Raw genomic sequence first — 11,742 nt, 5'->3', positions numbered from 1 at the left:
GTGGGGCCCCCTTTCGCGTGTGCGGCGGCCGGGGCGACTACTCGGTGATCTTCCAGAGCGTCAGCTTGCCCTGCACCGAGGGCACTTCCCAGCTGTACTCGCCGGGCGTCAGTCCGGTGATCTCCCACATGGCGAGGTTGCCGGACTTGGTGACCGTGCAGAGCCGGGTGCCCTTCTCGATCTCCGCCTGCTCACCGAAGTAGCCGGAGTCCAGGGTCGCGGGCAGTGCGTCCGTCCCCGTGCCCTCGGCGCACTCCTCGGGGGTCGAGCCGCTGCTCTTGCCCAGCGTCGTCTCGAAGTACCAGTAGCTGTTGTCGATCTTCATGTCCCGCTGGGCGTCGGCCATCTCGGCCTTGGTGTCGGCCTCGGGCTCGTCGAAGTCGACGAAGGTGTAATCCGTGCTGGGCGTCCGCAGGGTGAACGGCTTGTCCTCGAAGACGGCTGTGTACTGGGCGTTCTCGGGGATGGTGGGGGGTGTGCTCGGGTTCGTCCCGTCCTCGGTGCCGTCCTGGCCCGCGGAGCCGGTGTCGGACTCGGTCGGGCTCGGTGCCGGGGTGGCCTTGTCGTCCTTCGTGTCGTCCTTGGTGTCGCCTCCGCCGGTGTCCTTGGTGCCGTTCGCCGAGGAGTTGCTGTCGTCCTTCCCGCCGAGCACGTACACCGCGCCTGCCGCGCCCGATCCGGCCACGACGAGGAACACCAGGGCGATCAGGGCCGCCTTGAGGCCGCGGCGGCTCTTTTTGGGCGGCGCCGGGACCGGGGCGGCGCCCTGCGGGGTGAGGTTGTAGGTGTCCGTGGCCGGGGGCGGGTAGCCGTAGCCGGGAGTGGGTGCCGGGCCCTGGGGTGCCGGTCCGAAGCCGGTCGACGGCGGTGCCGGCGCCTGCTGGGGCGCGCCCTGCGTGGTGCCCTGGGCGTGGGCCGCGGGATCGTGGGCCGCCGGGTCGTGGGGCGGGGCCGCCGGGGCCGTCGTCGGGGCGGCGGCCGGGGGAGCGGCGGGCATCTGGGGCGCCGACGGCTGCGGCGGGGTCCGGACCGACTGCTCGCGGCGGGCGATCTCGGCGGTGAGCGGGGCCGGGAGCCAGCCGGTGAAGTCGCTGAGGCCGCGGCCCGCCGACTCCTGGCAGAGCGCGGCCAGTTCCTCGGTGCCGGCGCGGGCGGCCGGGTCGGCGGTCAGGCAGCGCTCCAGCAGGGGGCGCAACCGCTCGTCGTACCCGTCGAGCCTCGGTGGCCGCTGGGCGGTGTTGGCGATCTGCGCGGCGATGGTGATGGCACCGCCGTCGCCGTACGGGTGGCGTCCGGTGGCCGCGACGGCGGCGATCAGGCCCAGCGAGAAGACGTCGGTGGCCGGGGTGACCTGCTCGCCGAGGGCGTGCTCCGGCGACATGTACTGCGGGGTGCCGATCAGGCCGCCGGACTGGGTCAGATGGGTGGCGTCGGCGGCGCGGGCGATGCCGAAGTCGATCACGTACGGGCCCTGGGAGCCCAGCAGGATGTTGCTGGGCTTGAGGTCGCGGTGGATGACGCCGGCCGCGTGGATGGAGGTCAGGGCACGGGCCGTGCAGCCGACGAGCTGGAACACGGCGGGCAGGGGCAGCGGCCCGAAGCCGACCAGGGCGTCGTGCAGGGGGATGCCCGCGATGAACGCCGAGGCCAGCCAGGGGAGGTCGCCGGTGGTGTCGTGGTCGACGACCGGGACGATGTGGTAGCCCTGCACGCGCCTGGCCGCCTGGACCTCCTGCTCGAAGCGGCGGCGGAAGTCGGCGTCCTGGCCGTACTCGCGGCGGATGACCTTCAGGGCGACGGGCTGGCCGCCGCGTGTGTGCGACAGGTAGACCGTGCCCATGCCGCCCTCGCCGATACGGGCGTGCAGGGGGTATCCGGCGGTCTCTCTCGGGTCCTGCGGTCCCAGCGGGCTCAGGATGTCGCCAGTGGTGCTGCTGATGGGAGCCTCCCCCGGTGCGGTGCCGAACTCCTGTGCCGTGCCTGGGCACTTGAAGCGGTCCGAAGCTTATACGGCACTTATGACACTTGGGGTGGGTGTTGCGGTTCCCGGAGAAATGTGGGCGCCCCATGGTTCGGGGGCGCCGGTTCGTCGGCGGACGCGGCCCCGGTGGCGCTTCTCGCGCGGTTCCCCGTGCCCCTGCACAGCCTGGTCCTTCAGGGGCACGGGGAACCGCGCGAGCATCCACGTACCACCCGCACCCGGCAACGCACCCGACTCACGGCTCCCGGCGGACCCGGCGGCGCCATTCCTCGTCCCGCACCGTGATCGGTGCCGTCGGCGGCAGTCGGCGGGCCGTCGGGGCCTGAGAGATGTGGGGTGTCGGAGCCGTCGGCGCCTCCGTCAGGGACAGCGCGCGGAAGGCGGTCTCGATGATGGTCACCGAGGTGGCGACCGGGGCCGGGAGCCAGCCCGTGAAGTCGCGCACGTCCCGGCGGGCCGCTCCCGCGCAGTGCTCGGCGAGGGCGGCGGCGGAGGGCCGGGACGCCGGGTCGGCGGTGAGGCAGCGGCGCACGATGTCGAGGAGGGGCCGGCCGATGCCGGTCAGGGCGGGCGGGGAGACATCGGTGGCGGCGATGCGGGTCGCGATGGCGAGCGGATTGCCTCGGCCGTACGGGTGACTGCCGGTGGCGGCGACCGCCGCGATCAGGCCGAGCGCGAAGACGTCCGACGCGGAGGTCACCCGGCGTCCGAGGGCGTGCTCGGGGGACATGTAGCGCGGGGTGCCGATGAGGCGTCCGGCGGTGGTGAGGGTGGCCGCGCCCGCCGCCCGCGCGATGCCGAAGTCCAGCAGCCAGGGCCCGTCCGCCGCGAGCAGCAGGTTGGCGGGCTTGACGTCGCGGTGGATCACGCCGGCGGTGTGCACGGCATCCAGCGCGTACGCGGCGCAGGCCAGCAGCTGCAGGACGGTGGGCACGGGGAGCGGGCCGTGGGTCTCCAGGGCCTGGCCGAGGGGGACGCCCGGCACGTAGTGGGTGGCGAGCCAGGGCCGCTCCGCCCCGGCGTCATGGTCGACGATCGGCACCAGGTGGTAGCCGGAGACACGGCGTCCGGCGGCCACCTCGCGGGCGAACCGCTCACGGAAGGCGGGGGCGGCGGCGTACTCCGGGCGGACCAGTTTCAGCGCGACCGGCTGGCCGCCCCGGCTGCGGGAGAGATAGACGGTGCCCATGCCGCCCTCACCGATCCGGGCGTACAGCGGATACCCGGCGATCTCCCGCGGATCCTCCGCCCGCAGCGGCTCAGGTACCACCCCGCGCATCGACCGCCCCCTCCGCTCAGCCTCTGTCCGGAGCGTATCGCGGCACGGCCGCGCCGGAGGCGGATGAGGCAACCCGTGCACCGACGGAGGCATCTACCCAAGTGGCCCTCAACCGCACCACGGTCTATAGAGGGGAGAGGAACCGGTGGAAACGGGATGAATGGGGTGCGCGTGGACGTGGACGTGGACGTGGGCAGGGACATGGACGTGGACCAGCGACCCGCGATGTCCGTCGTCGTGATCGTCTACAACGACGAGGCCAGGCTGCCCACGGCCGTCCGCTCGGTGCTGGGGCAGACGCTGCGCAGCGTCGAGGTCGTGATCGTCGACGACCACAGCACGGACGCCTCGTACGAGCTCGCCACCCGCCTCGCCGCCGAGCACCCGGGCCGCGTACGGGCGTACCGGCTGCCCGAGAACAGCGGCGGCTGCGGCGCCCCCCGCAACCGGGGCATCCAGGAGACCCGCGGCGAGTACGTTCTCTTCCTCGACAGCGACGACACCCTGGAGCGCGACGCCTGCCGGAACATGCTGGAGGCCGCCGAGACCACCGGCGCCGACCTCGTCTCCGGCCTGTGCGTCCGCGTCCACGTGGACACGCGCACCCGCAAGGAGGTCAAGTGGTACCCGTGGCTGTACGCCCGCACCCGTACCCTCGACTCGGTCGCCGAGCTGCCCGACCTGCTGGTCTACGACACCCTGTCCACCAACAAGTGCTACCGCCGTGACTTCCTGGTCGACCACGGCCTGCTGTTCCCCGTCGGTATCCACTACGAGGACCTCTTCTTCTCCGCCCAGGCGTACGCGGCCGCCCGCCGGATCACCCTGATCCCCAACCGTGTCTACGACTGGAACGTCGTCCGGAGCACCGGGACGTCGGCGGCCTCGATCAGCAACCGGCGGGCCGAGATCGCCAACTTCGCGCACCGCATGGAGATCCACCGCCGGGTGGACCGGCTCCTCGCCGACAAGGGTCTGCGGGAGCTGAAGTGCCGCAAGGACGTCAAGTTCCTCAAGCACGACCTGGTGCTGCACCTGCGGGACCTGCCCTTCCGGGACGCGGCCTACCGCCAGGAGTTCGCCGGGCTGGCCCGCGCCTATCTGACGTCGATCGACCCGGCCGCGTACGACGAGGTCGAACCCGTCCACGCCGTCTGCGCCTTCCTGATGCGCAGGGGCGACTGGGACAACCTGCTGCCCGCCGTGGACACCCTCACCAACCGCGACAAGGTCTCCGCGCCCCTCGTCGAGCGCGACGGGCGGATCTACTGGTGCGCCGAGCACCTGGACGCCCCGGGGGAGGAGGGGCGGCTCGCGCGCCGCGTCCTGGACGTCACCGAACTCGGCTATCACTCCCGCCCGGTGCGCAAGCTGTTCCTGCGCAACGAGCTGACCCGGTACGAGCAGGACGCGCCGGGCGGAGGCGGCATCCGTCTCGCCGGGCGCGTCACCAACCCCCTCGGGATCGTGCCGCCCGGCGCCCGGCTCACCGCCGAGCTGGAGTTCTACGCCCGCCGCCCCGGCGTGCGCTTCCAGACCTTCCGGGTGCCGGTGGCGGCCGTCCGGCACGAGGGCCCGTACCTCACCTGGGAGGCCACCGCCGACATCGCGAGGACGCTGCGCCCGCTCGGCATCGTGGACGCCGTCTGGGACGTACGCCTCCACCTGGACGTCGACGGCGAGCGCACCACCAGCCGGCTCACCGCCGCCGAACCAGGTCTCGTCGCCGGCGCGTTGCCGGTCCGCCCGCGCCTGACCCGGCTGGTCGCCGACCGGATCGAGCCGCAGATCTCCGCCCGGGGCCACCTCGCCTTCCGGCTGGTCCCCGACAAGAAGGCCAACGCCCTCGTCACCCGGGCCCTGCGGGGCACGCCCGGCCGGCTCGCCAAGTCGGGCTACCGCAGGGCGAAGACGCTGCGCACGAGGGCCACCTCCGGAGACACCAAGATCCGCCTCTACCACGAGGTGTTCCGGCGCATGCCGCCGCGCAGACGCCTGGTCGTGTTCGAGAGCCACCTCGGCCGGCAGTACAGCGACAGCCCCCGGGCGATCTACGAGGAGATGCGCCGCCAGGGTCTCGACTTCGAGGCGGTGTGGTCCTACACCGGCCGCCCGGAGGGCTTCCCCGCCGACGCGACCCTCGTCCGCCGCTGGTCCCTGCCGTATCTGCGGGCGCTGGCCCGCGCCGCGTTCTGGGTCGACAACCAGAGCTTCCCGCTGAAGCTGACCAAGCGCCCCGGCACGACCTACCTGCAGACCTGGCACGGCTCCGCGCTCAAGCGGATGGGCTTCGACGAGCCCGGCTGGAAGCTCAAGACCCGTGCAGAGCAGGCCGAACAGCAGCGCACCCTCGACCGCTTCGACCACTTCCTGATCCGCTCCGAGCACGACGTCCGCACCCTGGCGAAGGCCTTCCGGCTGCGGGAGAAGGTGCTGCTGAGGGTGGGCTATCCCCGCAACGACGCCCTCGTACGGGCCCGGGGGACCCGGCCCCCCTCCGAACGCCCGCCGCTGGCAGCCGAGTTGGGCATCCCGGCGGACCGGAAGATCCTGCTCTACGCCCCCACCTTCCGCCACCGGGGCCGGCGCCGCTTCCAGCTCCCCTTCGACGTGGAGCGCTTCGCCGACACGTTCGGCGACGAGTACGTCCTCCTCGTCCGCGCCCACTACCTCAACCACGTCGTGCTCCCCCCGTCGGTCCGGGGACGGGTCCTCGACGTCTCGGCCCACCACGACGTGACCCCCGTCCTCGCCCTCGCGGACGCGCTGATCACGGACTACTCGTCGGTGATGTTCGACTACGCCCTCCTGGACCGCCCGATGCTGTTCTTCGTCCACGACTACGAGGAGTACGTGCACGAGGGCCGGGGCACCTACTTCGACCTGCTGGAACGGGCGCCGGGCCCGGTCGTGCGCACGGAGGAGGAGCTGACTTCCGTCCTGCGGTCCATGCCGCTGGAGGACCAGACGCTCAAGTACGCCGCCGCGCGCGAGCGGTTCACGGCCGACTTCGGCGAGTACGACAAGGGGACGGCGGCGCAGAGCGTCGTCGACCAGTTCTTCTCCGAGTGGAGGCGGAAGTGACCGGGCCGGACGAGGCACGAGCGACCGGGGCGCGGGACGTCTTCCTGGTGTCCAACAGCGTGGACGAGCTGGGCGGAGTGACCAGCTGGTCCCACCACCTGGCCCGCCTTCTGACCGGGCGCGGACACCGCGTCCACGTCATCGGGATCACCACCCCCGAGGACCCGCATGGCCTCGGCGCCCTCCCCTACCCCACCACCAGGCTCTACGACGGCCAGCCGCCGCCCCCCGGCCGGGCGCGGGAGGCGAGCAAGCGCGACAGGGCGGCCGTGCTCACCGGTCTCTTCCGGGCCGCGCGGCCCGGCGCGGTCGTCATCGTGACCCAGGTGTGGGCGATGGAGTGGGTGAAGCTCGCCGACACCAGCGGGCTGACCGTCATCGGGATGAGCCACGAGTCCTTCGAGACCGCCCGGCGCTCCTCCCGCTTCCGGCGCGTGCTGACGCACTACCGGGACGTGGACCGGATGCTCGTCCTCACCCGCGAGGACGCCGACCTGTGGATCGGCGAGGGCCTCAACAACGCCTCCTACCTGCCCAACGCCGTGCCCTGGCTGCCGGAGGTGCCCTCGCCGCGCACCGCGAAGGCCGTGGTCAGCATCGGCCGGCTCAGCGACGAGAAGGGTGTCGACATGCTCCTCGACACCTGGGCCGAGGTGGCGCCCCGCCACCCCGACTGGACCCTGCTCGTGTACGGCTCCGGCGAGGACGAGGAACTGCTCCGCAAGCAGTGCACGGCACTCGGCCTCGACGACTCGGTGTCCTGGATGGGCCGTACGCACGACGTCCCCGGGGCCCTGCGCGGCGGCTCGGTCTTCGCGCTGTCCTCCCGGGGCGAGGGCTTCCCCCTCGCCCTGATGGAGGCCATGGCGATGGGCGTGCCCTGCGTGGCCTTCGACTGCGCCCCCGGCGTCCACGAGATCGTCCGCGACGGCGAGGACGGCCTCCTCGTCGCCCCCGGCAACACGGGTGAACTGGCCCGCAGGCTCGACCTGTTGATGGCCGACAAAGCCTTGCGGGACAGGATGGGCGACAGGGCGAGGGAGAACATCCGGCGCTACGGGACGGAGGAGATCCTGGACAGGTGGGAGGCCTTGTTCACCTTCTTGGAGAGGTGAGTGCGGTGAGTGCGGCGGGGGCGTCGGGGCGTCGGCGGGGGCGTCGGCGGGGCGGCTACTTCTTCCCGCCGGTGAACTTCTCGTACTCCTTCAGCACCTCGGCCGTGGGCCCGTCCAGGCGCAGCTCCCCCCGCTCCAGCCACAGCACCCGGTCGCACGTGTCCCGGATCGACTTGTTGTTGTGGCTGACGAGGAAGACCGTGCCCGCGTGCTTGCGCAGCTCGCGGATGCGCGCCTCGGAGCGCTTCTGGAAGGAGCGGTCGCCGGTGGCGAGGGCCTCGTCGATGAGCAGGACGTCGTGGTCCTTGGCGGCGGCGATGGAGAACCGCAGCCGGGCCGCCATGCCGGAGGAGTACGTGCGCATGGGGAGGGTGATGAAGTCCCCCTTCTCGTTGATGCCCGAGAAGTCGACGATCTCCTCGTACCGCTCCTTGACCTGCTCACGGGACATGCCCATGGCGAGCCCGCCGAGGTGGACGTTCCGTTCACCCGTCAGGTCGTTCATCAGGGCCGCGTTGACGCCGAGCAGTGAGGGCTGGCCGTCGGTGTAGATACGGCCGTTCTCCACCGGAAGCAGTCCGGCGACGGCCTTGAGGAGGGTCGACTTGCCGGAGCCGTTCGTGCCGATGAGCCCGATGGCCTCGCCCCGGTACGCGGTGAACGACACGTTCCGCACGGCGTGGACCGTGCGTACGCCGGCCGCCTTCTCGGACTTCTTGCGCCGCAGGATGCGGTTGAGCGCGGCGGTGGCGGTGCCGCGTCCGGCGCCGGTGCCGTTGACGCGGTAGACGATGTCGACGCCGTCGACGACGACGGTGGGGACGAGTTCGGCGGCGGTGCCCGGAACGGTCCCGTGCCGCGCGTCCGCAACGGCGGGGGTGCCGGCGGGGATGCCGGTGGGGGTGGGGGTGATCGTGTCAGCCACGGCCGTACGTCTCCTCAGCCTTCCAGAAGTAGATGAACCCGCCGACGCCCGCGAGGAGCGCCCAGCCCGCGGCGATCGCCCAGACGTGCGGCGGGAGTTGGCTCGCGTGGAAGCTGTCGATCAGCGCGAACCGCATGAGGTCGATGTACACGGCGGCCGGGTTGCACTCCAGCAGCAGATGCACGACGGCCGGGATGTTCCGGTCGGCGAGCATGTGGTCGATGCTGAACATCACGCCGGAGGTGTACATCCAGGTACGCAGGACGAACGGCATCAGCTGGGAGATGTCGGGGGTCTTGGCGCCGATCCGCGCCATCACCATCGCGATGCCGGCGTTGAACACGAACTGGAGCGCCAGCGCGGGCACGATCAGCAGCCACGACATGGCCACCGGCACCCCGAAGGCCAGCAGGATCACGACCAGCGCGGCCATGGAGAACAGCAGCTGCTGGAGCTGCTGGAGGCAGTACGACAGGGGCAGCGAGGCCCGGGGGAAGTGCAGCGCCCGGACGAGGCCCAGGCTGCCGGATATGGCCCGGGTGCCGGCCATGATCGAGCTCTGGGTGAAGGTCCACACGAACACGCCGGTCACGAGGAACGGGACGTAGTCCGGCACGCCCTTCTTGGTGCCCATGAGCAGACCGAAGATCAGGTAGTAGACCGCCGCGTTGAGCAGCGGGTTCGCGATCTGCCAGACCTGGCCGAGCTTCGCCTGGCTGTACTGCGCGGTCAGCTTCGCCGTGGCGAAGGCGGTGATGAAATGCCGTCTGGCCCACAGCTGCCGTACGTACCCGCCGAGGGAGGGGCGGGCCCCGCTCACGCCGAGGCCGTACCGCTCGGCGAGCTGGGCGGGGGTCTCGGCGGGGGTCTCGGCGGGGGTGTCCTGGCCGGCCGGGGCGGCCGGGGGGTTGGCCGCCGTGGGGGGCGGCGGTGTGTGGAGGACCTGGCTCACATCCGCTGCTTTCGCTAGTGGGGGCGTCCCGAGCGCGCCCGGCGTCTCTCACGCCGTCCTGCACCGCTCTCGTACGTACCGCTCTCGTACCGCTCTCGTACTGCTCTTGCCGTGCGAGTACGTCGGGACGGGACCGTATCGTCGCAACGCGAGAGTAAGCCGATTCGACGTCGGAACGCAACCGTTTCGTCGTGGCGCCCTATGCTGGGGGCATGACGACGAACGCCGGCCCCTCCGAAGCGCAGCCGCCGCCACGGCCGCGCCGCCGGGCCCCCGCCGGGGCGGCCGTGCTCCGCGAGGACGTGACCGAGGCGATCCGCGCCGCGGTCTTCGAGGAACTGGCGGCCGTCGGCTACGCGCGGATGTCCATCGAGGGGATCGCGCGCCGGGCGGGCGTCGGCAAGACGGCCGTGTACCGGCGCTGGCGTTCCAAGCTGCACCTGGTGCTGGACCTGGTCTCGGCGGTGGCCGTCCAGGGTCTGCCCGCGCCGGACACGGGCTCGCTGGAGGGCGATCTGCGGCTGCTGTACGAGGTCACGTCCCGCGCCCTGCGCCACCCGGTCGCCGGGCAGATCATCCCCGACCTCCAGGCCGAGGCCGCCCGCAACCCCGAGATCGCCGAGGCGATGCGGAAGGCGTTGCGGGAGGGTCAGCAGAGCGTCGCCACGGGGATCGTCGCGGCGGCGGTCGCGCGCGGGGACGTCGCGGCGGGTGTCGACGAGGATCTCGCCCTGGACGTGATGTTCGGGCCCCTGTACTGGCGGTCGGTGGTCGTCCGGTCGCCCAAGCTGCCGAAGGGGTACCTGGAGAGCCTGACGCGGGCCACGGCCGCGGCGTTGCGCGCGCTGTAGGGGCGGGGCGGCACCGGGGGCGTCGTCGAGTCGACCGACGCAGAACGTTTTCCGAACGGGAGGCGTCTTAGTCACAGCCGCTCAGAAATGGGGTCGCCGTGACTCTCGTACGCTTACGTGCTCGTTCCGTGCTCCTCGCCGCCGTGCTGGCCGCGGGAACGGTGGGGTTGACGACCGCCTGCGAGGGCGGGACCGCCTCCCCCCAAGCGACGGGCGGGGCCTCGCGGGAGGGCACCACGGCGCAGAACAGGGTCGTGTGGCAGGACCCCGCCTCGTACACCTACACCCTCACGTCGAGCTCGCAGGTCCTGACAGGGCGCTTCCGGGTGACGGTCCGGGGCGGCGAGGTGACCGAGGCCGTCGGCCTCGACGCCGACAGCCGGCGGGCCGTGGCCCTGGGGCCCGGCGCGGTCCCCACCATCGGCGACCTCATCGACAGCCTGGAGAACGCCTGGCAGGAGGGGGCGGACACGGCGGAGGCGGAGTACGCCCCCGACGGGCATCCGTCACGGATCACCCTGGACCCGGACGAGAACGCGATCGACGACGAGGCGGAGTACGCCATCACCGCCTACGAGCCGGACGACGGCTGAGTGAGTGCGTGAGGGGGGCGGGGTGGTTCCGGTGGGTGGTCTGGTGCGGGTGAGCGGGGGCTGGTCGCGCAGTTCCCCGCGCCCCTCAAAAGCCCGGGCCTCGCAGGCCCGGAGCGCGCGACCCTGCCGACCGGATAGCCCTGGCCTTGCGGTCTGAAGGACCGGTCCGTGTCGGCGAGAAGATCAGGCCCTGCTGGTCGGAAGGGCGAGGCCTGCGGTCGTGCCGACCATGATCACCGGGGCCTACCGAGCCATCAGGCCCCCGCCGTTGCCGAGCCACGTGTCATGTTCGAGGACGCGCGGCTCGGGGGTGGGCGTGGGTCAGAAGAGGTCGGTCAGGTCCGGGCCCCGGCCGTCGACGGTGTCCGGGGGCTTGATGCCGTGGCCCTCGGCGGAGCCGAAGTAGGTCGGCTCGCCGGGCTCGGCCGGGACGCCCAGGAGGGCGTCGAGCGACTGGAGGGCCGCCGCGAGGCGGGGGGCGTTCTGCCTCGCCACCTCGGGGTGCGGCTCGCCCCGGAAGTCGAACGGGCCCCAGACGTCGTGGAAGAGGGCCAGCTCCGCCCAGATGCCGGGCGCGTCGGGTGCCACCGTCAGCTCGACCAGCCGGTGTTCCCCACGCTTCTCGCCCGTCGCGTCGATCCAGGTCCCGGAGCCCACGACGAGAACGCTCCCGACCGACGCGTCGGGGAAGCCGACGGGGCGGCTGCGCTCGATGCGCCGGGGCACCTCCTCGTCGTCCATCGGTCCCTGGAGCGCCATACGGGTGATGAGCCCGGTGCCACCGCTGCCGTACACGAACCAGTCCCATTCGAGGCTGTCGGGTACCAGCAGTTCGTGCTCGCGCAGCACGGCGCACATCCGGGCCGCCACGGACAGCGCGGAGTCCAGGCCGGGGGGTGCGAACTCGTCGAGCTCCCACGTCCACGACGCACATTCCTTCGGGGCGCGCATGAGAAGGGACA

At 72.1% G+C, this 11,742-nt stretch carries 9 protein-coding genes; 4 read left to right on the top strand and 5 right to left on the bottom strand.

Annotated elements, in window-relative coordinates; all coding sequences use genetic code 11:
- Positions 1-37 precede the first annotated feature (37 nt).
- Complete coding sequence (locus STRBO_RS0135090) at positions 38-1,855, bottom strand: serine/threonine-protein kinase (protein WP_280634028.1); 1,818 nt, start codon at positions 1,853-1,855, stop codon at positions 38-40.
- A 361-nt stretch (positions 1,856-2,216) separates the two neighbouring features.
- Positions 2,217-3,260, bottom strand: a complete 1,044-nt coding sequence (locus STRBO_RS0135085; RefSeq protein WP_020115582.1) for a serine/threonine-protein kinase — start codon at positions 3,258-3,260, stop codon at positions 2,217-2,219.
- 201 nt (positions 3,261-3,461) lie between these two features.
- On the opposite strand from STRBO_RS0135085, the gene STRBO_RS0135080 reads away from it, so the two are divergent.
- Together STRBO_RS0135080 and STRBO_RS0135075 are read left to right on the top strand one after the other, a co-directional pair.
- Positions 3,462-6,344 (top strand): bifunctional glycosyltransferase/CDP-glycerol:glycerophosphate glycerophosphotransferase, encoded by a 2,883-nt coding sequence (locus STRBO_RS0135080; RefSeq protein WP_028797022.1) that lies wholly within the window; start codon positions 3,462-3,464, stop codon positions 6,342-6,344.
- A complete protein-coding gene (locus STRBO_RS0135075; RefSeq protein WP_005486864.1) occupies positions 6,341-7,459 on the top strand; it encodes a glycosyltransferase in 1,119 nt (372 codons plus the stop codon). Before STRBO_RS0135080 ends, STRBO_RS0135075 begins: the two co-directional genes overlap by 4 nt.
- A gap of 55 nt (positions 7,460-7,514) precedes the next feature.
- On the opposite strand, the gene STRBO_RS0135070 is transcribed toward STRBO_RS0135075, so the two are convergent.
- The gene (locus STRBO_RS0135070) at positions 7,515-8,384 is read right to left on the bottom strand and encodes an ABC transporter ATP-binding protein (protein WP_005486863.1); all 870 of its coding nucleotides are present in this window, start codon (positions 8,382-8,384) and stop codon (positions 7,515-7,517) included.
- Complete coding sequence (locus tag STRBO_RS0135065) at positions 8,377-9,336, bottom strand: ABC transporter permease (RefSeq protein ID WP_005486861.1); 960 nt, start codon at positions 9,334-9,336, stop codon at positions 8,377-8,379. The genes STRBO_RS0135070 and STRBO_RS0135065 overlap by 8 nt, the downstream gene beginning before the upstream one ends.
- A gap of 212 nt (positions 9,337-9,548) precedes the next feature.
- On the opposite strand from STRBO_RS0135065, the gene STRBO_RS0135060 reads away from it, so the two are divergent.
- Together STRBO_RS0135060 and STRBO_RS0135055 are read left to right on the top strand one after the other, a co-directional pair.
- A complete protein-coding gene (locus STRBO_RS0135060) occupies positions 9,549-10,187 on the top strand; it encodes a TetR/AcrR family transcriptional regulator (protein ID WP_005486860.1) in 639 nt (212 codons plus the stop codon).
- A 98-nt stretch (positions 10,188-10,285) separates the two neighbouring features.
- Positions 10,286-10,780 carry a DUF6174 domain-containing protein gene (locus STRBO_RS0135055; protein WP_005486859.1) on the top strand — a complete coding sequence of 165 codons (495 nt, stop codon included), beginning with the start codon at positions 10,286-10,288 and terminating at the stop codon, positions 10,778-10,780.
- A gap of 321 nt (positions 10,781-11,101) precedes the next feature.
- Here the strand turns inward: STRBO_RS0135055 and STRBO_RS0135050 are convergent, their stop codons facing one another.
- Complete coding sequence (locus tag STRBO_RS0135050) at positions 11,102-11,731, bottom strand: hypothetical protein (protein WP_005486858.1); 630 nt, start codon at positions 11,729-11,731, stop codon at positions 11,102-11,104.
- Positions 11,732-11,742: the final 11 nt, after the last annotated feature.

This window comes from Streptomyces bottropensis ATCC 25435 (assembly GCF_000383595.1).
Taxonomy (GTDB): domain Bacteria; phylum Actinomycetota; class Actinomycetes; order Streptomycetales; family Streptomycetaceae; genus Streptomyces; species Streptomyces bottropensis.
This window is presented reverse-complemented; position numbering and strand designations above follow the sequence as displayed.